Source organism: Nonomuraea sp. KM90, assembly GCF_052246675.1.
In the GTDB taxonomy this organism is placed as follows: domain Bacteria; phylum Actinomycetota; class Actinomycetes; order Streptosporangiales; family Streptosporangiaceae; genus Nonomuraea.
The window spans coordinates 272,715-296,587 of sequence record NZ_JBQQCB010000001.1 but is presented as its reverse complement, the minus strand read 5'-3'; the positions used below and the strand labels follow the sequence as shown (position 1 = coordinate 296,587).

At 69.9% G+C, this 23,873-nt stretch carries 25 protein-coding genes; 17 read left to right on the top strand and 8 right to left on the bottom strand.

Annotation, left to right across the window (positions count from 1 at the left end):
* Positions 1 to 37 precede the first annotated feature (37 nt).
* From ACTWPW_RS01720 to ACTWPW_RS01690, 7 genes are all read left to right on the top strand, one after another.
* Positions 38 to 856 (top strand): PspA/IM30 family protein, encoded by an 819-nt coding sequence (locus ACTWPW_RS01720; RefSeq protein ID WP_364113495.1) that lies wholly within the window; start codon positions 38 to 40, stop codon positions 854 to 856.
* Positions 853 to 1,131 (top strand): PspA-associated protein PspAA, encoded by a 279-nt coding sequence (gene pspAA / locus ACTWPW_RS01715; RefSeq protein WP_132519798.1) that lies wholly within the window; start codon positions 853 to 855, stop codon positions 1,129 to 1,131. The genes ACTWPW_RS01720 and pspAA overlap by 4 nt, the downstream gene beginning before the upstream one ends.
* Before the next feature lie 4 nt (positions 1,132 to 1,135).
* Positions 1,136 to 2,035: a zinc metalloprotease HtpX gene (htpX, locus tag ACTWPW_RS01710; protein ID WP_375109116.1), complete on the top strand. Its 900-nt coding sequence runs from the start codon at positions 1,136 to 1,138 to the stop codon at positions 2,033 to 2,035.
* 2 nt (positions 2,036 to 2,037) lie between these two features.
* Positions 2,038 to 2,595 (top strand): PspA-associated protein PspAB, encoded by a 558-nt coding sequence (gene pspAB, locus ACTWPW_RS01705; RefSeq protein ID WP_364113491.1) that lies wholly within the window; start codon positions 2,038 to 2,040, stop codon positions 2,593 to 2,595.
* 47 nt (positions 2,596 to 2,642) lie between these two features.
* A complete protein-coding gene (locus ACTWPW_RS01700) occupies positions 2,643 to 4,106 on the top strand; it encodes an alpha/beta fold hydrolase (RefSeq protein ID WP_443167754.1) in 1,464 nt (487 codons plus the stop codon).
* 179 nt (positions 4,107 to 4,285) lie between these two features.
* Positions 4,286 to 4,888, top strand: coding sequence for an SIMPL domain-containing protein (locus ACTWPW_RS01695; RefSeq protein WP_443167753.1), 603 nt, complete (start codon positions 4,286 to 4,288; stop codon positions 4,886 to 4,888).
* A 350-nt stretch (positions 4,889 to 5,238) separates the two neighbouring features.
* Positions 5,239 to 6,105 (top strand): alpha/beta fold hydrolase, encoded by an 867-nt coding sequence (locus tag ACTWPW_RS01690; protein ID WP_443167752.1) that lies wholly within the window; start codon positions 5,239 to 5,241, stop codon positions 6,103 to 6,105.
* A 101-nt stretch (positions 6,106 to 6,206) separates the two neighbouring features.
* Here ACTWPW_RS01690 and nadA read toward each other — a convergent pair whose 3' ends face one another.
* Positions 6,207 to 7,364: a quinolinate synthase NadA gene (gene nadA, locus ACTWPW_RS01685; RefSeq protein WP_443167751.1), complete on the bottom strand. Its 1,158-nt coding sequence runs from the start codon at positions 7,362 to 7,364 to the stop codon at positions 6,207 to 6,209.
* 169 nt (positions 7,365 to 7,533) lie between these two features.
* Here nadA and erpA point away from each other — a divergent pair, with 169 nt between their 5' ends.
* Both erpA and ACTWPW_RS01675 read left to right on the top strand, forming a co-directional pair.
* Positions 7,534 to 7,887 (top strand): iron-sulfur cluster insertion protein ErpA, encoded by a 354-nt coding sequence (gene erpA, locus ACTWPW_RS01680; protein WP_090930529.1) that lies wholly within the window; start codon positions 7,534 to 7,536, stop codon positions 7,885 to 7,887.
* Between the two features lie 107 nt (positions 7,888 to 7,994).
* On the top strand, positions 7,995 to 8,981 hold the full coding sequence (locus tag ACTWPW_RS01675) for a carbohydrate kinase family protein (RefSeq protein ID WP_375109121.1): 987 nt from the start codon (positions 7,995 to 7,997) through the stop codon (positions 8,979 to 8,981).
* A gap of 24 nt (positions 8,982 to 9,005) precedes the next feature.
* Here the strand turns inward: ACTWPW_RS01675 and ACTWPW_RS01670 are convergent, their stop codons facing one another.
* The 3 genes from ACTWPW_RS01670 to ACTWPW_RS01660 all read right to left on the bottom strand — a co-directional run bounded on the left by ACTWPW_RS01670 (position 9,006) and on the right by ACTWPW_RS01660 (position 10,911).
* Entirely contained in the window at positions 9,006 to 9,440 is a 435-nt protein-coding gene (locus ACTWPW_RS01670; RefSeq protein ID WP_375109122.1) for a CBS domain-containing protein, read from the bottom strand.
* A gap of 86 nt (positions 9,441 to 9,526) precedes the next feature.
* Positions 9,527 to 9,772, bottom strand: coding sequence for a sulfurtransferase TusA family protein (locus ACTWPW_RS01665; protein ID WP_043638353.1), 246 nt, complete (start codon positions 9,770 to 9,772; stop codon positions 9,527 to 9,529).
* A complete protein-coding gene (locus ACTWPW_RS01660) occupies positions 9,769 to 10,911 on the bottom strand; it encodes a cysteine desulfurase family protein (protein ID WP_443167750.1) in 1,143 nt (380 codons plus the stop codon). The genes ACTWPW_RS01665 and ACTWPW_RS01660 overlap by 4 nt, the downstream gene beginning before the upstream one ends.
* A 154-nt stretch (positions 10,912 to 11,065) precedes the next feature.
* Between ACTWPW_RS01660 and ctaC the strand changes: the two genes are divergently transcribed.
* From ctaC to ACTWPW_RS01640, 4 genes are all read left to right on the top strand, one after another.
* Positions 11,066 to 11,896, top strand: coding sequence for an aa3-type cytochrome oxidase subunit II (ctaC, locus tag ACTWPW_RS01655; protein WP_443167749.1), 831 nt, complete (start codon positions 11,066 to 11,068; stop codon positions 11,894 to 11,896).
* Positions 11,893 to 13,557, top strand: coding sequence for an aa3-type cytochrome oxidase subunit I (gene ctaD, locus ACTWPW_RS01650; RefSeq protein WP_364113471.1), 1,665 nt, complete (start codon positions 11,893 to 11,895; stop codon positions 13,555 to 13,557). Before ctaC ends, ctaD begins: the two co-directional genes overlap by 4 nt.
* Entirely contained in the window at positions 13,557 to 13,970 is a 414-nt protein-coding gene (locus tag ACTWPW_RS01645) for a cytochrome c oxidase subunit 4 (protein ID WP_364113469.1), read from the top strand. Before ctaD ends, ACTWPW_RS01645 begins: the two co-directional genes overlap by 1 nt.
* Positions 13,971 to 14,112: 142 nt before the next feature.
* Positions 14,113 to 15,321, top strand: coding sequence for a L,D-transpeptidase (locus ACTWPW_RS01640; RefSeq protein ID WP_375109125.1), 1,209 nt, complete (start codon positions 14,113 to 14,115; stop codon positions 15,319 to 15,321).
* A 359-nt stretch (positions 15,322 to 15,680) separates the two neighbouring features.
* On the opposite strand, the gene trpD is transcribed toward ACTWPW_RS01640, so the two are convergent.
* Together trpD and ACTWPW_RS01630 are read right to left on the bottom strand one after the other, a co-directional pair.
* On the bottom strand, positions 15,681 to 16,727 hold the full coding sequence (trpD, locus tag ACTWPW_RS01635) for an anthranilate phosphoribosyltransferase (protein ID WP_375109126.1): 1,047 nt from the start codon (positions 16,725 to 16,727) through the stop codon (positions 15,681 to 15,683).
* A gap of 6 nt (positions 16,728 to 16,733) precedes the next feature.
* A complete protein-coding gene (locus ACTWPW_RS01630) occupies positions 16,734 to 17,159 on the bottom strand; it encodes a hypothetical protein (RefSeq protein ID WP_443167748.1) in 426 nt (141 codons plus the stop codon).
* Between the two features lie 179 nt (positions 17,160 to 17,338).
* Here ACTWPW_RS01630 and ctaE point away from each other — a divergent pair, with 179 nt between their 5' ends.
* Genes ctaE through qcrB form a run of 4 tightly spaced genes read left to right on the top strand, consistent with a single transcriptional unit; the run spans position 17,339 to position 21,580 of the window.
* Positions 17,339 to 17,992 carry an aa3-type cytochrome oxidase subunit III gene (gene ctaE / locus ACTWPW_RS01625; RefSeq protein WP_443167747.1) on the top strand — a complete coding sequence of 218 codons (654 nt, stop codon included), beginning with the start codon at positions 17,339 to 17,341 and terminating at the stop codon, positions 17,990 to 17,992.
* Between the two features lie 14 nt (positions 17,993 to 18,006).
* On the top strand, positions 18,007 to 18,816 hold the full coding sequence (gene qcrC / locus ACTWPW_RS01620; RefSeq protein WP_375109129.1) for a cytochrome bc1 complex diheme cytochrome c subunit: 810 nt from the start codon (positions 18,007 to 18,009) through the stop codon (positions 18,814 to 18,816).
* Complete coding sequence (qcrA, locus tag ACTWPW_RS01615) at positions 18,813 to 19,925, top strand: cytochrome bc1 complex Rieske iron-sulfur subunit (RefSeq protein ID WP_375109130.1); 1,113 nt, start codon at positions 18,813 to 18,815, stop codon at positions 19,923 to 19,925. Before qcrC ends, qcrA begins: the two co-directional genes overlap by 4 nt.
* Positions 19,922 to 21,580 (top strand): cytochrome bc1 complex cytochrome b subunit, encoded by a 1,659-nt coding sequence (gene qcrB / locus ACTWPW_RS01610; protein ID WP_375109131.1) that lies wholly within the window; start codon positions 19,922 to 19,924, stop codon positions 21,578 to 21,580. The genes qcrA and qcrB overlap by 4 nt, the downstream gene beginning before the upstream one ends.
* A gap of 263 nt (positions 21,581 to 21,843) precedes the next feature.
* Here the strand turns inward: qcrB and ACTWPW_RS01605 are convergent, their stop codons facing one another.
* The gene (locus ACTWPW_RS01605; protein WP_364113453.1) at positions 21,844 to 22,131 is read right to left on the bottom strand and encodes an Lrp/AsnC family transcriptional regulator; all 288 of its coding nucleotides are present in this window, start codon (positions 22,129 to 22,131) and stop codon (positions 21,844 to 21,846) included.
* Positions 22,132 to 22,148: 17 nt separating this feature from the next.
* Positions 22,149 to 23,873, bottom strand: coding sequence for a DEDD exonuclease domain-containing protein (locus ACTWPW_RS01600; RefSeq protein WP_443167746.1), 1,725 nt, complete (start codon positions 23,871 to 23,873; stop codon positions 22,149 to 22,151).

Here is a 23,873-nt window from a genome sequence, read left to right as displayed (position 1 = left end):
GACACCAGCACGACCTAGAAGGGGACGGCCGACGCGCATGAGCGTGATGAAGAGACTTTCGATGATCTTCAAGTCCAAGGCCAACAAGGCCCTGGACAAGATGGAGGATCCGCGCGAGACCCTTGACTACTCCTATCAGCGGCAGCTCGAGCTGCTGCAGAAGGTGCGCAGGGGGGTGGCCGACGTCGCCACCTCTCGCAAGAGGGTGGAGCTCCAGATAACCGGCTTGGAGAACCAGGCCCGGCGCTATGAGGAGCAGGGCCGCAAGGCGCTGTCCGTGGGACGTGAGGATCTGGCCCGTGAGGCGCTCCAGCGCCGCTCGAACCTGCAGACGCAGATGGCCGACCTCAAGGTCCAGCACGACAACCTGCAGGCCGAGGAGGAGAAGCTGACCACGGCTTCCCAGCGGCTGCAGGCCAAGGTCGACTCCTTCCGCACGAAGAAGGAGACCATCAAGGCGACCTACACCGCCGCCGAGGCGCAGACGCGCATCAACGAGGCGTTCTCCGGCATCTCCGAGGAGATGGGCGACGTCGGCCTGGCGATCCAGCGCGCCGAGGACAAGACGGCGCAGATGCAGGCCCGTGCCGGCGCCATCGACGAGCTGCTGGCCAGCGGCGCGCTCGACGACTACAGCGGCACCCGCGGCGACGACATCCAGGCCGAGCTCGACCGCATGGGCGGCGGCATGGACGTCGAGCTGGAGCTGGCCAGGATGAAGGCCGAGCTGGGCCAGGGTCCGGCGCCGAAGGGCGCCATCGAGCAGGGCCAGCCGCAGCAGCAGGCCCAGCCGCAGGCTCAGCCGCAGCAGCAGGGGGGCACCCAGCAGCTGCGCCAGCCAGGGGAGGGCGCATGATTGTCAGGATCATGGGCGAGGGTCAGGTGGAGATCTCCGCCGACGACATCTCGGTCCTCAACGAGCTGGACACCGAGCTCGAGGCGGCCATCGACGCGGGCGACGAAAAGTCGTTCCGCGTCAAGCTGCACGCGTTGCTCGACAAGGTGCGCCACGTGGGCAAGGCGCTCCCCGACGACAGCCTTGAGCCGTCAGAGCTGATCCTTCCCCCCGCGGACGCCTCGATCGAGGAGGTCCGGGAGATGCTGGGCGACCAAGGCCTCATTCCGGGCTGAGCCCGTGAGCACGCGGTTCGCGTCCGACCGCGGCCTGACCAGCCGCATGGTCGTGACGATGTTCCTGCTCGGCCTCCTCTACGTGGTGTTCGTCGGCGTCCTGATCGCCCTGGGCGTTCGGGCGCTGACCGTGCTGGTGCTGGCAGGCGGCCTGCTGCTGGTGCAGTACTTCCTGTCCGACCGCATCGCGCTGTTCGCGATGCACGGGCGGGAGGTCTCCCCACAGGAGGCCCCTGAGCTGCACGGCCTGATCGACCGGTTGTGCGCCATGGCCGACATGCCCAAGCCACGGGTGGCGATCGCGGATTCCGACGTCCCCAACGCGTTCGCCACCGGCCGCAACCAGAAGCGGGCCGTCGTCTGCGTGACGACCGGCATCCTGCGCCGCCTGGAGCCACAGGAGCTCGAGGGCGTGATCGCCCACGAGCTCTCCCACGTCGCCCACCGCGACGTGGCCGTCATGACGATCGCCTCGTTCCTGGGGATCGTGGCGGGGCTGATGACCAGGTTCGCGCTCTACTCGGGGCTGGGCGGCCGCCGCAACGGCGGCCAGGGCGGCGTGCCGATCGGCGCGATCGTCCTGCTGGTCTCCGTCCTCGTGTACGCCGTCAGCTTCCTGCTCACCCGTGCCCTGTCGCGCTACCGGGAGCTGGCCGCCGACCGGGCGGGTGCCCTGCTCACGCAGCGCCCCTCGGCCCTGGCCAGCGCGCTGACCAAGGTGACCGGCGACATGGCCAGGATCCCGACCCGCGACCTGCGCGAGGCGGAGCCGTTCAACGCCTTCTACTTCGCCCCGGCGCTGGCCGGGGGGCAGTCGCTGGCGAACCTGTTCTCCACCCATCCGTCGCTGGATCGGCGGCTGGAGCAGCTGGCGAACATCTCGCGGCAACTCGGAAGGGGCTGACGATGGGCTGGCTCGACGCGCTGCTCGGCAGGTCGAAGCCGGTGCAGCCCAACCTCGACGCGTTGTTCGCGCTGCCGTCGGCGGCCGTGACGCTGCAGGCCGCGACCGGGCTCGTCCCCACCGGTCTCGGCTCCGTGGCGTTCAGGGCCGCCGAGGGCGGCGCCTTCGCCACGCTCGAACGCGACGTCAAAGCGCTGCTCGGCGAGCGCGTCGAGGAGTCCGACGACGGCTACGGCTACACCTGGCTCCTGGTGCGCCGCTCGCCCGACGCGCTCAGCGACCTGGTCACCGAGCTGCACGCGGTCAACTCCTCGCTGGAGGGAGCCGGGTTCGGGCCCTCGCTGCTGTGCTCGCTGGTGTCCTTCACGGGGCCGAACGAAGGACGGCTGGCCGTGGTCTACCTGTACAAACGCGGCACCTTCTACCCGTTCGCCCCCATGCCAGGACAGAGGCGCGACAACGCGCTCGAGCTGCAGGCCCGGGGCGCCCTGGAGGGCGAGCTGCCGCTGGAGAAGGATCTCAGCCGCTGGTTCCCCGTCTGGGGGGCTCCCGGGCTCTGACCGGGGCGCTCATAGGCGACGATCGCCCCTAGTGATCTAATGATCACGTGGAGCGAAGGTTGTTCGTGCTCGCCGCTTGCGCGTTCATCGTGGCGGCGGTTCTGGGCAGCGCCTGGATCACCGGCCAGTTCACCACGCCGGCGGTGGACAGGACCGACGGCTACGTCAGCGAGCTGGCCGCCCGTGACCAGCCGTGGACGCGCCTGTTCCGGGTCAGCGACGCGCTGTCGGGGCTGGCGTGCGCGCTCGGCGTGGCGCTCGTGCCGAGGGTGGCGCGCGAGTGGCCGGGCTGGCTGGCGCTGGCCGCGTTCGGGCTGCTGACCTTCGTGGCCGCGGTGTTCCCCCTGGACTGCGCCGCGCTCAGCGATCCGCTCTGCGCGCGGCGGGAGACGTCGTCCGGGCACCTGGTCCACGCGCTGGCGGGGGTGCTCGGCGCGGTGGCCGTGCTGGCCGCCATGGTGCTGCTCAGCGCCCGCTGGCGGTCGTGGGTGTCGTGGCTGTTCACCTGGCTCGGCCTGGCGGCCACGCTGCTCACCGCCGTCGCGCTGGCCGCCGGGCACGGGGTGGGCCTGGCTCATCGCGCCCAGCTCACGATGGTCGCCGTCTGGCTGGTGTACGTGGCGCTCCACCTGCTCGTCTCCGACTGGGACGACCCGGACGCCGAGGCGGAGCCGAGGGTCGCGCCCGGCCGGATGGGCGGCGTGGGCGGCGCCAGGGTCCTGCCCGGGACGGCCGACCAGACGGCCGGCTACGGGAAACCGCACGTCGTCGTGGCCGGCGACGGGCCGGCGGTGCTGATCACGGCCGGGCACGGGGGCGCCTGGTTCCACTGGGACGCGGTGGCCGACCGGCTCGCCGGGAGCCGCCGGGTCATCCGCTTCGACCGCCCCGGGCTCGGCCTCAGCCCGCGCTCGCCCGCCCCGCCCACCCTGTACGCCGAGGTCGCCCGCCTGGCCGCGCTGTCCCCCTCCCACCCCGAGCAGGTCACCGTCGTCGCCCACGGCGTGGCCTGCTGGCACGCGGAGGCGTTCGCCCGGCTGCACCCGCTGTGCCTGGCCAGGCTCGTCCTCGTGGACCCGGCCTGCGCGGGCGGGCGCCGGCCGCTGCCGTTCGCCGGTGCCGCCGGCAGGTGGCTGCCCGCGCTGGGCGGCACCTGGGGGGCGACCTTCCTGGCCCGCCTGACCGGGCCGGCCGCGCACCGGCTGCTCACCGGGCTGCCGGACCCGTCGGGCGTCTACAGCATGGGCAAGGTGCCCGCCGCGATGGCCGGGGAGTGGCTGGCCCGCCGCGACATGGCCGCCGACCTGCACCGGCTGCGGGCCGAGAAGCCGTTCCCGGACGTGCCGGTCACCGTGATCAGCGCGGGCCGGACCGGTGAGCGGGGGGACGGCTGCCTGGAGCGGCTGGCGGGCGAGCTCGGCGCCGAGCACGTACGCCTGCCGGGGTCCGGGCGCCAGATCCCGCTCCGGGCCCCGCAGGTCGTCGCCGACGCGGTGTCGGCCTCGGCGTAACGCGTGCGGAACCGTCGTGGTCGACCTGGCCGGGCAGGTCAGCAGGGTGCCGGCGACCGCGCCTGGGAAGGCCGAGTTCGACCGGATGGGCTTCCGCTTCGGCAGGGCCTCCCCGTAGGTCCTTGCGGCGCGGGCGGCACGTTCTAGGATCAAGGGGAACCCACCGGAGGGGACGCGCCATGGACATCACCGTGACCGGCGAGGGCGCCGTCCTGGCCGAGCCCGACACCCTGCGGCTGCACGCGGGCGTCGAGGTCCGCCGGGCCTCCGCCGCGGAGTCGTTCGCCGCCGTACGTGCCGCCGCGGCCCGGCTCTCCCAGCTGCTCGGCCAGGCGGGGATCGAGCCGCGGGACGTGACCACGGTGGAGCTGTCCCTGGGGCCCGAGTACGAGGCCTATCCCAAGGTGGCCGCCTACCGCGCGGCGCAGGGGGTCGAGGTCGTGGTCCGCGACGTGAGCCAGGCCGACCGCGTCATCGACGCCGTGGCCGGGGTGGGGGAGGAGGCCAGGCTCAACGGCGTGGCCTTCGAGCTGTCGGACCAGGCGGCGGCCCTGGCCGAGGCCAGGGTCAGGGCGTTCAGGGACGCCGCGGCCAAGGCGGCCCAGTACGCCGAGCTGGCCGGGCGGCCGCTGGGGCGGGTGGTGTCGGTGACCGAGGAGCACGGGTTCGGGCCGCCGGTGCCGATGCGCGCGAGCCTGATGGCCGCCGAGTCCGGGAACTCGGTCCAGCCCGGTCGGCAGGCGCTCACGGTCCGGGTGCGCCTGGGCTACGACTTCGCCTAGCCCGGCCCCCCACGCCCCCTCCCCGTCGTCCCGCCCGCACGTCCCCTTCTCGCCGTCCCGCCGGTACGTCCGCACCCCGCCGTTTTGCCCGCACGTCCTCCCCGCCGTGCGCGCGAGCGCGCCACGCGACCCTCGCGGCGTCCTTTCCTCCCCAAAGGACCCCCGCCGAAGTGAGGGGCGGTCGCTGGTTCGCGGCGCTGGGGGCTGCGGGGCGCGCTCGGGCGCGGGGAAGCGGTCGCGGGCGCCCCGGGTGTGCCCGGGGCCGGGTGGGGCAGACGGCAAGAGGCGCGTGGCGCGACCGCGGCGGGAGGGCTTGGCTTCGGTGATCAGCGGGGGACAGACTGGTCTGCGTGGATGAGACGGTGGTGACCGAGGACGGCGTGCGGTTGTGGGCGTGCCGGGCCGGTCAGGGTGTCCCTGTGGTGTTCTGTCACGGAGGGCCGGGGCTGTGGGACACGCTGGGTGACGTGGCCGCGCTGCTGGCCGGAGGCGCCGCCGTGCATCGGTGGGACCAGCGGGGGTGCGGGCGGTCGCAGCGGTGCGGGCCGTACTCGGTGGGCCGGTCGGTCGCCGACCTCGACGCGGTGCGGCGTCATTTCGGGCTGGACGGCATGGTGCTGCTCGGCCACTCCTGGGGTGCCCAGCTCGCCCTGCGCTACGCGCTCGACCACCCCCGGCGCGTACGCGGCCTGGTGTACGTCGCCGGCACCGGCATCGACCCGGACGCCCCCTGGCACGACGACTACTCTCGTGACCTGCGCGCCAGGCTGGGCGATCACCTGGAGCGGTGGGCGGAGCTCAAGAATCGCGAGCGCACGCCCGCCGAGGACCGGGAGCTCTCCGTGCTGCAGTGGTCGGCGGACTTCACCGGCGACCGGGCGCTGGAACAGGCCGAGCGCATGGCCACCCCGTGGCTGGGCGTCAACTTCGCGTGCAACGCCGCGATCAACGCCGAGAACGCCCGCGAATGGGGCTCCCCCGAGCTGCGGGCGCGGTGCGCGACGCTGGAGGTGCCCGTGCTGATCGTGGACGGCGACCGCGACATCCGGCCCCGCTGGGCGGTCGACTCGCTGGAGCGGGCCCTGCCGCGCGTGACCAGGGTGGTCCTGGCGGGCGCCGGGCACCTGCCCTGGACCGAGGACCCGGACGGCTTCCGTGAGGCCGTCAGCGCGTTCCTGGCGCAGGTCAGCCCCGCGACACAAGCACCGCGGGGCTGACCGGCCAGGGCTCAGGGCAGGGCTCAGGCAGGGCTCAGGCAGGGCTCAGGCAGAGCTCAGGCAGAGCTCAGGCAGAGCTCAGGCAGAGCTCAGGGCAGGGCTTAAGGCAGGGCCAGCATGCGGTCCAGGGCGACCTTGGCCCAGTGGGTGGTGTCCTCGTCCACCGTGATCTGGTTGACGACCTCGCCCAGCACCAGCGACTCCAGCGCCCACACCAGGTGCGGCAGGTCGATCCGGTTCATCGTCGAGCAGTAGCAGACCGTACGGTCGAGGAACGAGATGTTCTTGTCCGGGAAGGTCTGCGCCAGGCGCTTGACCAGGTTCAGCTCCGTGCCGATCGCCCAGCTCGAACCCGCGGGGGCCGCTCGCAGGGTCTTGATGATGTGCTCCGTGGAGCCCACGTGGTCGGCCTTGAGCACGACCTCGTGGCGGCACTCCGGGTGCACGAGGACGTTCACGCCCGGGATGCGCTCGCGTACGTCGTCCACGGACTCGGCGGTGAAGCGGCCGTGCACCGAGCAGTGGCCGCGCCACAGGATCATCCTGGCGCGCTCCAGCTCCTCCTGGGTCAGGCCGCCGTTGGGGCGGTGCGGGTTCCACACCACGCAGTCCTCCAGCGACATGCCCATCTCCAGCACCGCCGTGTTGCGGCCCAGGTGCTGGTCGGGCAGGAAGAGCACCTTCTGGCCCTGCTCGAACGCCCAGTCCAGGGCGCGGCGGGCGTTGGAGGAGGTGCACACGGCGCCGCCGTTCCGGCCGCAGAACGCCTTGATGTCGGCGCTGGAGTTCATGTACGTGACAGGGATCACCTGATCGGCCAGCCCGGCGTCCTCCAGGGCCTCCCAGCACTCCTCGACCTGGTCGAACGTGGCCATGTCCGCCATCGAACACCCGGCCGCCAGGTCGGGAAGGACGACCTTCTGGGCGTCGCCGGTCAGGATGTCCGCCGACTCGGCCATGAAGTGCACGCCGCAGAAGACGATGAACTCCGCCCCGGGCCGCGCGGCCGCCTGCTGGGCGAGCTTGAACGAGTCGCCCGTCACGTCGGCGAACTGGATGACCTCGTCGCGCTGGTAGTGATGACCGAGCACGAACAGGCGGTCGCCGAGCGCCTCCTTGGCCTTGCGGGCACGTTCCACCAGGCCGGGGTCGGAGGCCGGCGGCAGCTCGCCGGGGCAGTCGACCCCCTTCTCGCTGTGCGGATCGGCGTTCCGGCCGAGGACGAAGAGCGGCAGCCCAGTCTGGGTGGCCATGGCCATACCCCCTTATCGTCGTTGTGACGATACTCATCATGACACATGGGCGTACGTGGTTATTCCGGGGGTTGTTCCAGAGGAGGGGACCCCGGGAATGTGTGGCATCGCGCTGGTGTTGGTAGCGTCATTAGTAGGACGTCGGAAACAGACAGCCGGGTTAGGGAGTCAGCAGATGACGGTTGAGAGCAGCGAGACCACGACGCAGGGCCTGATCCTGACTGACGCGGCCGCCGCGAAGGTCAAGAGCCTGCTGGAGCAGCAGGGCGAGGAGGGTCTGCAGCTGCGGGTCGCCGTGCAGCCGGGAGGTTGCTCCGGCCTGCGCTATCAGCTCTTCTTCGATGACCGGTCGATGGACGGCGACGTCGTGTCGGACTTCGGCGGCGTGAGTGTGGTCACCGACCGGATGAGCGCCCCTTACCTCATGGGTGCCTCGATCGACTTCGTCGACACGATCGAGAAGCAGGGCTTCACCATCGACAACCCCAACGCCACGGGCTCGTGCGCCTGTGGTGACTCGTTCAACTAGTCCGGGTCGCCGGTGGTCGCCAGGTCCCGCTCGCCTTTGTGCGTGCGGGACCTTCGCGTATCCTCGTGGGGCCCATTGGCCTGCTGACAACGAGGAAGAAGAACCCCGTGCGCATCGCCGTAACCGGCTCCATCGCGACAGACCACCTGATGACCTTCCCTGGAAGCTTCGGCGATCAGCTCATCGCCGAGCAGCTCGACCGGGTGTCACTGTCGTTCCTGGTCGATGACCTCCAGATCCGTCGCGGCGGCTGCGCCGCGAACATCGCCTTCGGGATGGGCTGCCTCGGCCTCAAGCCGATACTCGTGGGCGCGGTCGGCAACGACTTCGCCGACTATCGCTCGTGGCTGGAGCGCCACGGCGTCGACTGCGGCTCCGTGCACATCTCGGAGACCCAGCACACCGCCCGCTTCCTGTGCACCACCGACGAGCACCACAACCAGATCGCCTCGTTCTACACCGGCGCCATGGCCGAGGCGCGGCTCATCGAGCTGCAGCCCGTCGCCGACCGTGTGGGCGGGCTCGACCTGGTGCTGATCAGCCCCAACGACCCCGACGCGATGCTGCGCCACTCCGACGAGTGCCGCCAGCGCGGCATCCCGTTCGCCGCGGACATCTCCCAACAGCTCGCCCGCATGGAGGACGAGCAGATCCGCCAGCTCGTCGACGGCGCCGCCTACCTGTTCTCGAACGACTACGAGAAGGGCCTGATCGAGCAGAAGACCGGCTGGTCCCACGAGGAGATCCTCGGCCGGGTCGGCGTCCGGATCACCACGCTCGGCCCCAAGGGCGCCGTCATCGACCGCCAGGGCGAGCCGTCCATTCAGGTCGCCCCGGCGCCCGAGCGGGGCAAGGCCGACCCCACCGGCGTCGGTGACGCCTTCCGCGCCGGCTTCCTGTCCGGTGTGGCCTGGGGCCTGCCCCTGGAGCGGTGCGGGCAGATCGGCAACCTCACCGCCACGCACGTGCTCGAGCGCGTGGGCGGCCAGGAGTACGAGCTCGGCCAGACGTCCTTCCTCGAGCGGTTCAGTGCCGCGTACGGCGCCGAGGCGGCCGCCGAGATCGCCGAGCACGTCCGCTGCTACCACCCCTGAGCCCTGAAACGCCGCGTCCGGAGGTCAGCGCATGGCGTAGACACGGTGGACGAACTCGGCGAGCTGGTCGTCGGGCAGGTGCCTGGCCAGGTCGGCCTCGCTGATCATGCCGACGATGCGGCCCTCGTCCATCACCGGAAGCCGCTTGATCTGGTGCTCCTCCATGCGCGCCAGGGCGTCCTCCACGGTGGCGTCCGACGGCACCCATACCAGCCCGATCGCCAGATCCCCGGCCGTCACCTGCGCCGGGTCGTGGCCGGCCGCGACACACTTGATCACGATGTCGCGGTCGGTGATGATGCCGGTCACGCGGTCGTCGGGCCCGCACACGGGCAGCGCTCCCACGTTGCTCCTGCGCATCATCTGCGCCGCCCGGTCGAGGGTCTCGTGCGCGCTGATGCACTCCGCCCCCGCGCTCATGACATCGCGGGCGGTTTCGTGCGGATGTCCGCTGATCATGGCTTTCCCCTGAGGTCGATGACTCGTACGGAAAGCCCCTACCCGGTGTGCGGAGCTGAATCGGGAATTTTGGACGGGCCGGAAAATCAGTAGTTGCGCCTGACGTGGATCGCCCAGCCGCCCTCGGGCAGCTCGTACGACCCGACGTGGCGATGAGACTTCAGCCTGCACCACGCCGGCACGTCCGTATAGGCCGCCGGATCGTCGGCCAGCACGGCCACGACGGCGTTCAGAGGGACGTAGTTGATCTGCTCGGCGAGCATGATGATCGGGATCGGGCACTTCTTCCCGAGCGCGTCGATCGTCAAAGCCGGCTGAGTAACCTCGGTCATGCGACTCCTGCGTCCTGACGGATGCGGCGGACCAGGTCGGGCAGCACGGCGAGGAACCTGTCGACCTCGTCCGCCGCCGCGCCCGTGGGCAGCGACACCCTGACATTCCCATGCGTCAGCACGCCCATCGCTTCCAGGACGTGCGATGGACGAAGCGTACTAGCGGTGCACGAACTTCCGGACGATACGGCGAATCCCGCCTTGTCGAGCTCGGTCAGCAGCGCCTCCCCGTCAACGTACAGGCACGAGAACGTCACGATGTGCGGCGCCCGGTCAACGGGGTCGCCGATGACCTCCACGTCGGGGACGAGCTTCGGGACCGTCTCCCTGATCCTGGCGACGAGCCCGGAAAGCCTCGCCTGCTCCCGCTCCGCCTCCGCGGCCATCGCGCGCAGGGCCGCGGCCGCCGCGACGACGCCCGGCACGTTCTCGAAGCCCGGCACCCGCCCCCGCTCCCGCTCGTCCTCCGGCAGGTAGGAGCGGAACCGGGTGCCCTTGCGCACCACCAGCACGCCCACACCGGCCGGTCCGCCCCATTTGTGGGCGCTGGCCGTCAGCACCGACCAGCCGGGCGGCACCGGCATCCGGCCGGCCGTCTGCGCCGCGTCCACCAGCAGCGGAACGCCGTGCGCCCGGCAGGCCGCGGCGGCCTCCGCGACCGGCTGCAGCGTGCCGACCTCGTGGTTGGCCGTCTGCAGGCACGCCAGCGCCGTGCCGGGCCGCGCGACCGCCTCGGCGAACCGATCGGGATCCACGCGCCCGGTCAGGCCCACGCCCACCGTCTCGACCGTGCCGCCCTCGCGCTCGTGGACGGCGCCCGCGTGCAGCACGCTGGAGTGCTCGACCGCGCTGGTCACCAGGTGGCGTCCGGCCCTGCGTCTGCCGTGTAGGGTGCCGAGCACGCCGAGATGCACGGCCTGCGTGCCCGAAGAGGTGAACGACACCTCGTCGGGGCGCGCGCCGAGCGCCTCGGCCACCTCCGTGCGGGCCTGTTCCAGCAGCAGGTGCGCGCGGCGGGCCTGGCCGTAGAGTCTCGCGGGATCGGCCCAGCCGGCGTCGACCGCCGCCAGCAGCGCCTCGCGTGCCTGGGGGTGGAGCGGCTCGCTCGAAGCCGCGTCGAAATACGCCACGAGACTCATCGTCCCACTTCCGGCGCCATCGAGGGGTCGCGCGGTAGGGCGAGGCCCCTGCACGCTAATGTGTCTGCTTGTCAGTCTGTGCTTGATACAGAAAACAGAAATACGAGCGCCCAAGGGAGAGACTCTTGGGCTTCATCTGTGGGGTAGGCGATCCGTGAGTCCGACTCGCCGTACGACGCGGCGTTCGTTGGCCCGGCGCAGGGTGCCGCGCGCCGCCGCTTTGGCGTTGCTGCTGGCCACTGCTACGGCGTGTGCTAATGACGTCCCCGAGGCCGACTGGTCTCGCGGCCTTCTTCCCGACCACATCACCGAGCAGGGTGGCGTGGTCCAGAGTCTGTGGAACGGGGCCTGGATCGCCGCACTCGCCACGGGCGCTGTCGTCATCGCCCTGATCCTGTGGGCGGCCGTGTTCCACCGCAAGCGCAGGGCCAAGGCCGAGCTCCCGCCGCAGGTGCGCTACAACCTGCCGATCGAGATGCTCTACACCTTGATCCCGCTCGTCATGGTGTCGGTGTTCTTCTACTTCACCGCCCGTGACAGCGAGGTGCTCTCCAAGGTGGACGGCGACGCGACCGTCAAGGTCAAGGTCGAGGCGTTCCAGTGGAGCTGGCGCTTCACCACGACCACCGACGGGAAGACGCTGCAGCCCGTCGCCGGCACTCCGGTGAGCGACTACAAGCAGGGCCCCCAGCTGGTCCTGCCGGTGAACAAGAAGGTCGAGTTCGATCTGTCGACCGACGACGTCATCCACTCGTTCTGGGTGCCGGAGTTCCTGTTCAAGCGTGACGTCATCCCCGGCATCCCCGAGGGCAACCCGGGCCGCAAGTTCCAGATCACCACGCTGAACAAGCCGGGCACCTACGCCGGCCGCTGCGCCGAGCTGTGCGGTGTCGACCACAGCCGGATGCTGTTCTCCGTGAAGCTCGTTTCACAGCAAGAGTTCGACCAGTACATCGCGACGCACCAGGCGGGGAGTGCCCAGTGACCGCCATCCAAGAGCCACTCAGGACCACGACGGTCCGGCCCGTCACCAAGGGCCAGATCATCGCCAAGTGGTTGTCCTCGACTGATCACAAGATCATCGGGCACATGTACCTGATCACGTCGTTCGCCTTCTTCCTGATCGGCGGCATCATGGCGCTGATCATGCGGGCCGAGCTGGCGCAGCCGGGGCTGCAGTTCACCAGCAACGAGCAGTTCAACCAGCTGTTCACCATGCACGGCACGATCATGCTGCTGATGTTCGCGACGCCGCTGTTCGCCGGCTTCGCCAACGAGCTGATGCCGCTGCAGATCGGCGCCCCCGACGTGGCCTTCCCCCGCCTGAACATGGTCAGCTACTGGCTCTACCTGTTCGGCAGCATCATCGCCGTGTCGGGCTTCTTCACCCCGGGCGGCGCGGCCTCGTTCGGCTGGTTCGCGTACACGCCGCTGTCCAACGCGATCAACTCGCCGGGCATCGGCGGCGACCTGTGGATCATGGGTCTGGCGCTGTCGGGCCTCGGTACGATCCTCGGCGCGGTCAACTTCATCACCACGATCATCTGCATGCGCGCTCCGGGCATGACCATGTTCCGCATGCCGATGTTCACCTGGAACATCCTGCTGACCAGCATGCTCGTGCTGATGGCCTTCCCCGTGCTGGCCGCCGCGCTGCTGGCCCTGGAGGCCGACCGCAAGCTGGGCACCCAGATCTTCGCCTCCGAGAACGGCGGCGCGCTGCTCTGGCAGCACCTGTTCTGGTTCTTCGGCCATCCAGAGGTCTACATCATCGCGCTGCCCTTCTTCGGGATCATCACCGAGATCATCCCGGTCTTCAGCCGCAAGCCGATCTTCGGTTACATCAGCCTCATCGGCGCCACGATCTCGATCGCCGGTCTGTCCATCACGGTCTGGGCGCACCACATGTTCCCGACCGGGCAGGTGCTGCTGCCGTTCTTCTCGTTCATGACGTTCCTCATCGCCGTCCCGACGGGCGTGAAGTTCTTCAACTGGATCGGCACGATGTGGCGCGGGCACCTGAGCTTCGAGTCGCCGATGTTGTTCTCGGTCGGCTTCCTGATCACGTTCCTGCTGGGCGGTCTGACGGGTGTCATCCTGGCCTCGCCGCCGCTCGACTTCCACATCAGCGACACCTACTTCGTCGTGGCCCACTTCCACTACGTGGTCTTCGGCACCGTCGTGTTCGCCATGTTCGCGGGCTTCTACTTCTGGTGGCCCAAGTTCACCGGCAAGATGCTCGACGACAAGCTGGGCAAGCTGCACTTCTGGCTGCTGTTCATCGGCTTCCACACCACGTTCCTCGTGCAGCACTGGCTCGGCATGGCGGGCTTCCCGCGCCGTTACGCCGACTACAGCGCGGCCGACGGCTTCACCGACCTCAACCTGCTCTCGTCGGTGGGCGCGTTCATCCTGGGCGCCTCGACGCTGCCGTTCTTCTACAACGTCTGGAAGACCTGGCGCAGCGCGCCCAAGGTCACCGTGGACGACCCGTGGGGTTACGGCGGCTCGCTCGAATGGGCGACCTCCTGCCCGCCGCCGCGGCACAACTTCACCTCGCTGCCGCGGATCCGGTCGGAGCGTCCCGCGTTCGACCTGCACTATCCGCATGTCTCCGCCAAGTCCGCCCAGGAGGTTGAGGCCTGATGAAGGTCCAGGGTTGGCTGTTCCTGCTGTGCGGCGTGTTCTTCGCCGGCGTCGACATCGCCTACTGGTTCTGGACCAAGGCGGCGACGGGTCAGGGTGAGCCGGTCGGCACCACGGCCATGGCCATCTCGGTCGGGTTCGCGTTCATGGTGGGCTACTACCTGATGTTCACGGCGCGGCGCATCGGCGCGCAGCCGGAGGACAACAAGCAGGCCGAGATCAGCGACGGCGCGGGCGAGATCGGGTTCTTCAGCCCGAGCAGCTGGTGGCCGCTGTTCCTGTGCCTGGCGGCGGCCTTCGCCTTCGCCGGGTTCGTGATCGGCTTCTGGATGTTCCTGATCGGCGTGTTCCTGATCATCATGGCCATGATCGGGTTCGTGTTCCAGTACTACCGGGGTCACTTCTCGCACTGAGCCCCACACCTGGAGCGGGCGCTCTCCCTCACGGGAGACGCCCGCTTTTTGGTGTTCTTTACCAGGGCGCGGATGTGGTGATTCGATCACTCAGGGTAATAAAGGAGGCAGAAGTGGTTGGATCTTGGGCGAGGGAGTACTCGTGGGGCGCGGAGCGTATGGATCGGCCGGCCTGCTGGCCTTGGCGCTGCTGACGGCGTGCTCGGCGGCCGGCCCGGCCGAGGAGCCCGAGGGGGTCGCGATGGCGGGCGGGGCACGCAGCGCCCCTGTGGGGGTCTCTCCGGCGGACAAGACCTCGAACGTGCCCACGGACCAGCCCGTGGTGGTTTCGGCCCATGGGGGCAAGCTGAGGAGCGTACAGGTGGAAGGCGGCAAGTCGGGGCCGCTCAAAGGCGTCCTGAGCTCCGACGGCACCCGCTGGCGCAGCGTCGGCACCGCCCGGCCGAGCACCGACTACACCGTGACCGCCGTGTCCGTGGACGCCGCGGGCAAGCAGAATGAGACGCGCAGCACGTTCAGGACGGTCAAGGGCAAGCAGACGTTCGACATCAAGACCATCACCCCGAACAAGGACGACACCGGCCTCACCGTCGGGGTCGGCATGCCCGTCATGATCGCCTTCGACAAGCCGGTGACCGACCGGGTCGCCGTCGAGCGCAACCTCAGCATCCACAGCTCCAAGCCGGTGGAGGGGGCCTGGCACTGGTTCGACAGCCAGCACGTGGACTTCCGGCCGCAGAAGTACTGGCCGGCGCACACGAAGGTGCGCGTGGAGGCCAAGCTGGCGGGGGTGCGCGGGGGGCCGGGCATGTACGGCAAGCGGGACGTACGGCTCGACTTCAAGATCGGCCGCTCGCAGATCACCAAGGGCAGCACCAACGAGCACGTGCTGGTGGTCCGGCGGGACGGGAAGAAGATCCGCACCATGCCGATGAGCGCGGGGCAGGGCGGGCAGTGGAAGTACTACACGACCTCCGGCATCCATCTGGCCATGTCGCGCGAGCCCGTCACGGTGATGACCTCGCCGGGCATCGGGCCGGGCTCGCCCGGGTACTACCAGCTGACCGTGTACAACACCGTGCGGATCTCCAACAGCGGCGAGTACGTGCACAGCGCGCCGTGGTCGGTGGGGTCGCAGGGGAACTCGAACGTCAGCCATGGGTGCGTGAACATCAGCCCGGCCAACGCGGCGTGGTTCATCAAGCACACGTTGATCGGGGATCCGATCATCATCACGGGGTCGCCCCGGAAGCTGGAGCCCACGAACGGGTGGGGGCACTGGCAGGAGACCTGGAAGCAGTGGCTCAAGTGGAGCGCGCTCAAGGCCGGCCCGACCACGACCCTGCCCTGACCGGCGGGGGCTTCGCCTCCTGCGCCGGCCGTGGTGGGCGGTTTCTCGGTGGCGCGTCGGCGGGGTCACGCCACGCGGACGCCTGAAACGTCCCGGATGTCTGTCTGAGGGACGACGCCCGGAAGAGCGCCCCTGACGCGTGGCCCGTGGCAAGGCGCGCCCGCCTGCTGAGGCGCCCTGCCCACGAGAGAGCACCGACGGGTTACGGGGCGGGCGAGGCGGTGGCCCGGGGACGTGGCGCTTTGGCCATGGCCGGGCAGGCTCGGGTGGGTGGTGCGTGGGCCCGGGGTGGGTCGGGCGGGCCCAGCGGGCTGGCCGCGTGGGCCCGGGTGGGGCGGGGAGTCCGGGGTGGGGTGGGGTCAGGCGGGGCGGAAGGAACTGCTGGCTTCGACCCAGCGGTCCAGGACCGCGGCGGCGGCGCCGGAGTCGACGGCCTGGACCGCGCGGGCGTAGCCGTCGATCATGGCCGAGTCCAGATCGTCCCCCGGCCCGTCGAGCGCCACCAGGGCCGCGGCGGCGTTGAGGAGCACCGCGTCGCGGACCGGCCCCGTCTTCCCCCGCACCAGGTCATGGACCGCCTGGGCGTTGAACGCCACGTCCCCGCCCCGCAGCGCGCCCACGTCGGCGCGCGGGATGCCGAGCACGGCCGGGTCGAAGGTGGTCTGCGTCGCCGTGCCGTCCTTGACGACCCAGACGGTCGAGGTGGCGGCGATGGTGAGCTCGTCGAGGCCGTCGTCGCCGCGGAAGACCAGGGCGGAGACCCCGCGCTCGGCGAAGACGCCCGCGAGCACCGGCAGCATGGCGGCGTCGTAGACGCCGATGGCCTGGGCGGCCGGGCGGGCCGGGTTGGTGAGCGGGCCCAGGAAGTTGAAGACCGTGGGCACCCCGATCTCCTTGCGCGTGGGGCCGGCGAAGCGCAGCGCGGGGTGGTAGACCGGCGCGAAGCAGAAGGCGATGCCCGCCTCGCGCGCCACCTGCGCGGTCTGCTCGGGCGTGAGGTCGAGCCGGATGCCCAGGTGCTCGAGGACGTCGGCGGCGCCGCAGGAGGACGAGGCGGCGCGGTTGCCGTGCTTGACGACGCGCGCGCCCGCGGCGGCGGCCACGATGGCGGCCATCGTGGAGACGTTGACGGTGTGCGCCCGGTCGCCGCCCGTGCCGACGACGTCGACCACGGGGCCCTCCACGCTCAGCGGCGTGGCCAGGTCGAGCATGGTGCGGGCCAGGCCCACCACCTCGGCCACCGTCTCGCCCTTGGCGCGCAGCGCGATCACGAAGCCGGCGATCTGGGAGGGCGTCGCGGCGCCGGACATGATCTCCCGCATCGCCCAGGCCGACTCGTCGGATGTGAGGTGCTCTCCGGACAGGAGAGCGGAAAGCAGGGTGGGCCAGGTCGTCCGGGAGTCCATGGGCACCTACTTAGCGTTGAGGCGGGTGGAGGAGCGACGGCGCATCAGGTCGGCCACCGTGTCGGCCAGGACCATGGGCTCCAGGGGCTGCGGCACCACGGCGTCGGCCTTGGACCAGTCGGCCAGCCAGCGGTCGTCGCGCCTGGCGATGATCAGGCAGATGGGCGGGCAGTCGTAGACCTCGTCCTTGGCCTGGCGCGCGACGCCCATGCCGCCCGCGGGCTGCGTCTCGCCGTCGAGGACCGCCACGTCGATCTCGCCCGAGCCGAGCCACTGGTGGACCTTGGGCTCGGTGGCGCACTCGACGATCTCCACGAGGGGTACGTCGGCCGCGGGGCGCCTGCCGATGGCCTGGCTCACCTCGGCCCTGGTGGCGGCGTCATCGCTGTAGACGAGGACCTTCATCTTCTCGTCGGTGCTCCCAGTGGACATCGGTCGCGCTCACTATCAGTCGAAACGGTATGGTCACCTGGGATCGTACCGGTGCGTCGGCGTGCAGACCCAGGCCACCATGCCTGGTGGGTGTTTTGTGTCGATTATCCCAGGTTGGCTCCCGGTTTGTACCTCCTAACGGGGGGTCGTGCGCCGGACCGACCACCGGAGCCGCAATAATGCTGCCCGTGGCGACAGCATCCGCAATAACTTCGACGACGACAGCACAGTCGTACCGCAGACCCAACTTGGTCAGCGTGGGCACGATCGTCTGGCTGTCCTCTGAGCTCATGTTCTTCGCGGCGCTGTTCGCGATGTACTTCACCATCCGGTCGGTGAGCGAGGGCCAGGAGCTCGTATGGGGCCCCGCGCTGCACAAGGCGGGCCTCGAGCTCGCCGAGGGCGCTCACCTGAACATCCCGTTCGCGACGGTCAACACGATCATCCTGGTCCTGTCGAGTGTGACGTGCCAGCTGGGCGTGTGGGCCGCGGAGAAGGGGCAGGTCGGCAAGCTCCGCTTCTGGTACATCGTCAGCTTCCTCATGGGCGCGGTCTTCGTCGCCGGGCAGCTGTACGAGTACATGGAGCTGGCGTCAGAGGGCGCGACCTTGTCCGCTAACGCCTACACCTCGGTGTTCTACCTGACGACGGGCTTCCACGGCCTGCACGTGACCGGTGGCCTGATCGCGTTCCTGTTCATGCTGGGACGCACGTACGCCGCGAAGCGCTTCACGCATGAGCAGGCCACCAGCGCGATCGTCGTGTCCTACTACTGGCACTTCGTAGACGTCGTCTGGATCGGTCTTTTCGCGACCATCTACATCATTCGTTAAGGAACGGGATCTCTGTGACTAGGATCACCGCTTGGCGGCGGCATCCCCTCGCGAGATACGCCGTCCTGATTTTCGCGTTGGCGCTGGTCGGGATGGCATACACCGCCTTTGTCCAGGTGGGTAAGCCCGCCGACGCGGCATTGGCGGCGGGCAAGGTCGATGACGTGGCCGAGGGCAAGAGCCTGTTCGTCCAGCACTGTTCGAGCTGCCATGGCATGAGCGCGCAGGGCACCACCACGGCGCCCACGCTCATCGGCGTCGGCGCCGCGGCCGTCGACTTCCAGATGAGCACCGGGCGCATGCCGGCCGGCGCGCCGGGGCCGCAGGCTCCGCGCAAGCCCCTGGCCCCCTGGGTCAACGAGACGACGACGCGGCAGATCTCGGCCTACGTGCAGTCGCTCGGCGGCGGCCCGCAGGTGCCGGGCCACGAGCAGGTGGACCCGAAGCTCGGTGACGCCGGCAAGGGCGGCGAGCTGTTCCGCGCCAACTGCATCCAGTGCCACAACTGGGTCGGCGCGGGTGGCGCCCTCACGCAGGGCAAGTACGCCCCCAACCTCAACGAGGCGACGCCGACGCAGATCTACGAGGCGATGGTCACCGGGCCGCAGGCGATGCCGGTCTTCAACGACTCGACGATCACGCCCGAAGAGAAGCGCAGCATGATCGCTTACATCACCCAGGTCCGTGAGCAGAAGGACCCCGGTGGTTTCGGCCTCGGCCGCATTGGCCCGGTCACCGAAGGTCTCGTAGCGTGGGTGGTGGGCATCGCGGCCCTCGCACTCGCCGCCATCTGGATCACCGCGAAGAAGCGACAGAAGTCATGACAGACAACGAGCACGAGATCGAGCAGCCGGACGACCGCGTCCCCAAGCGCGTCATCGGCACCCCCGCGCCGGGCACCTCGATGCTCGGCACCGCCGAGGCGGCCGAAGCCGAAGAGGACGTCCCGGGCGTCACGCTCCAGGACGAGACCAAGGCCCGCAAGGCCGAGAAGATCGTGGCGCTCTGCTTCACGATCACCTTCCTGGCCGCCATCGCGTTCATCATCTCCTACGTCGTGTTCCAGGTCGGCAGCCCCGAGGCGACGGGCACGTCCAACCTGGCGCTGGGCGGCTCGCTCACGGTGGCGATCCTCGGCCTGGCGGTCGGCATCGTGATCTGGGTCCGCCAGATCATGCCGAAATACTCCCTGGTCCAGGAGCGCCACGCGATGGCCTCCGACGAGGACGACCGCGAGGTCGTGTCGGAGACGTTCATCCAGGGCGCCAACGAGAGCGGCTTCGTCAAGCGCAAGCTGCTGCGCCGCACGCTGCTGCTCGCGGCCGCGCCGCTCGGCCTGGTGCCGCTGGTGCTGCTGCGCGACCTCGACAACAGCAAGATGCCCGGCGCCAAGTTCAACAAGACGCTGCGGCACACGGTCTGGGGTGAGAAGACCAAGGAGGGCAAGCCGCTCAGGCTCGTCGTCGAGGGCACCGGCCAGCCCATCAGGGCGGCCGACTTCAACTCGCCCGGCGGCATCCTGTCGGTCGTCCCCGAGGGCTACCAGCACGACCTGACCGCTCTGGCCAAGGCCACGCTCATCCTGATCAAGTTCCGTCCGGAGGAGATCAAGAGCGGCGTCCGGCAGAACTGGACGCACGACGGCATCGTGGCGTACTCCAAGATCTGCACCCACGTGGGCTGCCCCGCGGCCCTGTACGAGCAGAACACCCACCACATCCTCTGCCCGTGTCACCAGTCGACGTTCGACGCCGCCGACGGTGCGAAGGTCATCTTCGGCCCGGCCGCGCGGCCGCTGCCGCAGCTGCCGATCACCGTCGACGCCGAGGGTTACCTCATCGCCCAGGGTGACTTCGACGTGCCGGTCGGTCCCAGCTACTGGGAACGCGGTGACGCCGAGGCCGAGGCCAGGTCGAAGGGAGGCCAGGCATGAGTGACGAGCTGAAGACGACGCCGAAGGCCATCGCCGGGCCGTCGAACTTCCTCGACGAGCGCCTCGGCGGGGCCAACTTCCTCAAGCGCAACATGCGCAAGATCTTCCCGGACCACTGGTCGTTCCTGCTGGGCGAGATCGCGCTCTACTCCTTCATCATCCTGCTGCTGACCGGTACGTTCCTGACGCTCTGGTTCAAGCCCAGCATGATGGAGATCGCCTACGACGGCTCGTATGCGCCGCTCAAGGGCGTCCTGATGTCCGAGGCCTACGCATCGTCGCTGGAGCTCAGCTTCGACGTCCGTGGTGGTCTGCTCATGCGGCAGATGCACCACTGGGCGGCCCTGCTCTTCGTGGCCGGCATGATGGTGCACGCGCTGCGCGTGTTCTTCACCGGCGCCTACCGCAAGCCGCGCGAGCTCAACTGGATCATCGGCGTGCTGCTGCTGACGCTGGCGCTGGCCGAGGGTCTGACCGGCTACTCCCTCCCCGACGACCTGCTCTCCGGCGCCGGTCTGCGGATCACCGAGGGTGTGGCGATCTCGCTGCCGCTGGTGGGGACGTACATCACGTTCTTCCTGTTCGGCGGGGAATATCCGGGTGAGGATGTCATCTCCCGGTTCTACTCGCTGCACATCCTGCTCATCCCGGGCATCCTGCTGGCGCTGATCTCGGCGCACATGGTGCTCATGTGGGTGCAGAAGCACACGCAGATGCCGGGCAAGGGCCGCGACAACAAGAACGTGGTGGGCGCGCCGTTCTACCCGGCCTTCATGGCCAAGGCGGGCGCGTACTTCCTGTTCACGCTGGCCGTGATCAGCGGCCTGGCGACGTTCACCCAGATCAACCCGATCTGGCTGTTCGGCCCCTACACGCCCGCGGACGTGTCGGCCGGTTCGCAGCCCGACTTCTACATGGGCTTCCTCGAAGGCGCGCTGCGCATCATGCCGCCATGGGAGATCAACCTCTTCGGCACGTCCCACGCGGGCACGCTGCCGCTGAGCGTCATCATCCCGGCGCTGGTGCCGATGGGCATCATCATGACGGGCCTGGCGCTCTACCCGTTCCTGGAACGCTGGGTGACCGGCGACAACCGCGAGCACCACGTCGCCGACCGTCCCCGCAACAACCCGCACCGCACCTCGATCGGCATGTCGGCGATCACGTTCTACGGTGTGCTGTGGCTGCTCGGCGCCAACGACGAGATCGCGGCGAACTTCCACGTCAGCCTCAACCACACGACCTACGCCGGTCGAGTGCTGATCTTCGTCGCCCCGGCGCTGGCCTACCTGATCACCTACCGCATGTGCCTCGGCCTGCAGCGGTCCGACCAGGCCGTCATCTCGCACGGCGTGGAGTCGGGCGTGATCAAGCGGCTGCCGCACGGTGAGTTCATCGAGGTCCACACGCCTCCGTCGGAGGACATCGAGGCCCACATGCGCGGCAAGACGCCGGTGCCGATGCTGCCGGTGGACGAGGACACCTCGGGCATCCCGCCGAAGGGCATGCGCGGCCCGCTCGGCAAGCTGCGCGGGCGCATGTCGAAGGCGTACGGCGGGGAGAAGATCCCGCTGGACGACGGGCATGGGCACGGGCACGAGGAGGAGCACGCCGCCATCGGCTCCGGTGGCGACGACCGCAGCATCAGTCACTGACCCTGACGCCACGAACCGGACGGGCCCGGACGAGGATCTCCTCGTCCGGGCCCGTCCGGCGTTCCGGGTGGTGAGACGGCGCCGCCGGTCCGGCGCGGCGGAGAACGGGGTGGCGCAACGGGACCTGTTCGCATGGGGGCGCGGGTGGTGCGGGCGCCCCGAGGCGTGCCGCCTGGGCCGGGGTGTCGAGGCCGCACCGCGCAGGCCCCGGTTCGTGGGCATGCGGCAGCGGACCCCCTGGAGGCCGGTGCTCGTGGCGGCGGTCAGTCGGCCTCGGGGAAGCCGATCGAGAAGGCCGCGTCCAGGTCGTGCCTGGAGTAGGCGCGGAAGGCGATGTGCGTCTCCGTGTGCAGCACCCCGGCCACCTTGTTGATCCGCCCCGGGACGACCTCGGCGATCTCCTCGTACGCGGCGACCCTGACCATGGCCAGCAGGTCGTATTCGCCGGTGATGGAGTAGACCTCGCTGACCCCCTCGATCTCGGCGATCGTCTGGGCGACCTCCGGGATCCGGTCTACCTCTGCATTGATGTGGACGATAGCCGTGACCATGCATCAACTCTATCGTTTCACCCCAAAGGTCGCCCCTCCCGATTGTGGCGCTGGTCGAGATGGCGGTAGGCGAGGTCGATGCGCGCCTTGTGGCGGGCTGCGCCCCGCGCGGGCAGGCTCCACTCCCCGTCCACCTCCACCAGCCGCACCCCGGGTGACTCCAGCCAGCGCAGGATGCACTCGGTCTCCTCGGCGCTGGCGGCGTGGACCGGGCCGGGCCCGGGGAGCACCACCTCGGCGGTGGCCGTCAGCGAGGCCACGAAAGCGGTGGGATGGGTGCCTTTCGACATGACCCCGGCCCCGGCCAGCCGCCCGTAGCGGACGACGTGGATGTCCCAGCCGCCGCCGAACGCCGGGCTGGCGGCGACGAGCTGCGGGATGCGGGTGATGGCGCTGAGGCGCTGCATGCGGGCCGCCGTGCGGACGAACGCGGCCAGCCGGTCACGGTCGACGGACGCCTCCTCGTAGCGCTGCTCGACCGAGAGCCGCTCCATGCGGGCCGACACGGCGGTGAAGACGGGCGAGGCGTCGAGCGTCATGGCGCGGCGCGCGCTCTCGACGTGCAGTGCGTATTCCTCCGGGCTCTCCCGGCCCTCGCACGGGGCGCCGCAGCGGCCCATCTCGTGCAGCACACAGGCCGCCCGCCGGGTGCGCAGCGTGACCGGCTGGGTGCACTGGCGCAGCGGGACCGCCTCGTGCAGGGCGATGCGGGCGTCGTCGGCCAGGCGGGCGCTGCTGAAGGGACCCAGGTAGGTGGCTCCGTCGTCCTTGAGCTCGCGCACGATCGACAGGCGCGGGAACACCTCGGAGGTGAGCTTGAGCCACACCATCTTCTCCGGGAAGCGGGAGCGGCGGTTGTAGCGCGGCTTGGCGCCGCCGATCAGGCGCAGCTCCCGCACCTCCGCCTCCAGCGCGGTCGAGCAGACGATGTGGCGCACCCGCTCGGCGATGCCGATCATCTCCCGGATGCGCGGGCGGGTCTCGCCGGCCGTGAAGTAGGAGCGCACCCGGTTGCGCAGGTTGGTGCTCTTGCCGATGTAGAGGACCTCTCCGCGCTCGTCCTCGAAGAGGTAGACGCCGGGCGCGTGGGGCACGGACTCGGCCAGATGGCGCTTGCGCTGCTGCTCCGGCGTGGGGGCCCGGACGAACGACTTGAGCTCCTCCAGCGTGTGGACCTGGAAGGACCCGGCCCGCTCGATCAGCCCGTGCAGCACGTCCACGGTGGCCCTGGCGTCCTGCAGGGCGCGGTGGCACGGCTCGACCGGGCTGCGGAAGAACCTGGCCAGCGTGGCCAGCTTGGCGTTGGGCGTCTCGTCGCGGGTCAGCACGCGCCTGGCCAGGTCGACGGTGTCGACGACCGGGTTGGCCGGCGGGGGATAGCCGAGCGCGGCGCAGGCGGCCTTGACGAAGCGGGTGTCGAAGCCGGCGTTGTGGGCCACCAGCGTGGCCCCGCGGATGAACTCGAGGAAGCTCGGCAGCACCGACTCGATCTTCGGCGCGGCCATGACCATGGCGTCGGTGATGCCGGTCAGCACGGAGATGAACGGCGGTATCGGCCCTCCCGGATCGACCAGCGTGGAGAACTCGCCGAGCACCTCGCCCGCCCGCACCTTGACCGCGCCGATCTCGGTGATGGCGTCCTCGGCAGGCGCGCCGCCGGTCGTCTCGAGGTCGAACACGACGAACGTGACGTCGCTCAGCGGGGTGCCGAGCTCGTCGAGAGTGCCTTGAACCGGATCCAC

Excerpts from the sequence above, each read along its gene's own strand:
- pspAA (WP_132519798.1), top strand. The coding sequence starts at position 853 with ATGATTGTCAGGATCATGGGCGAGGGTCAGGTGGAGATCTCCGCCGAC.
- ACTWPW_RS01605 (WP_364113453.1), bottom strand. The coding sequence starts at position 22,131 with ATGGTCACGGCTATCGTCCACATCAATGCAGAGGTAGACCGGATCCCG.
- ACTWPW_RS01720 (WP_364113495.1), top strand. The coding sequence starts at position 38 with ATGAGCGTGATGAAGAGACTTTCGATGATCTTCAAGTCCAAGGCCAAC.
- ACTWPW_RS01645 (WP_364113469.1), top strand. The coding sequence starts at position 13,557 with ATGAAGGTCCAGGGTTGGCTGTTCCTGCTGTGCGGCGTGTTCTTCGCC.
- qcrA (WP_375109130.1), top strand. The coding sequence starts at position 18,813 with ATGACAGACAACGAGCACGAGATCGAGCAGCCGGACGACCGCGTCCCC.
- ACTWPW_RS01670 (WP_375109122.1), bottom strand. The coding sequence starts at position 9,440 with ATGATCAGCGGACATCCGCACGAAACCGCCCGCGATGTCATGAGCGCG.
- trpD (WP_375109126.1), bottom strand. The coding sequence starts at position 16,727 with ATGGACTCCCGGACGACCTGGCCCACCCTGCTTTCCGCTCTCCTGTCC.
- qcrB (WP_375109131.1), top strand. The coding sequence starts at position 19,922 with ATGAGTGACGAGCTGAAGACGACGCCGAAGGCCATCGCCGGGCCGTCG.
- ACTWPW_RS01695 (WP_443167753.1), top strand. The coding sequence starts at position 4,286 with ATGGACATCACCGTGACCGGCGAGGGCGCCGTCCTGGCCGAGCCCGAC.
- ACTWPW_RS01660 (WP_443167750.1), bottom strand. The coding sequence starts at position 10,911 with ATGAGTCTCGTGGCGTATTTCGACGCGGCTTCGAGCGAGCCGCTCCAC.
- pspAB (WP_364113491.1), top strand. The coding sequence starts at position 2,038 with ATGGGCTGGCTCGACGCGCTGCTCGGCAGGTCGAAGCCGGTGCAGCCC.
- nadA (WP_443167751.1), bottom strand. The coding sequence starts at position 7,364 with ATGGCCATGGCCACCCAGACTGGGCTGCCGCTCTTCGTCCTCGGCCGG.
- erpA (WP_090930529.1), top strand. The coding sequence starts at position 7,534 with ATGACGGTTGAGAGCAGCGAGACCACGACGCAGGGCCTGATCCTGACT.
- ACTWPW_RS01630 (WP_443167748.1), bottom strand. The coding sequence starts at position 17,159 with ATGTCCACTGGGAGCACCGACGAGAAGATGAAGGTCCTCGTCTACAGC.
- ACTWPW_RS01665 (WP_043638353.1), bottom strand. The coding sequence starts at position 9,772 with ATGACCGAGGTTACTCAGCCGGCTTTGACGATCGACGCGCTCGGGAAG.
- ctaE (WP_443167747.1), top strand. The coding sequence starts at position 17,339 with ATGCTGCCCGTGGCGACAGCATCCGCAATAACTTCGACGACGACAGCA.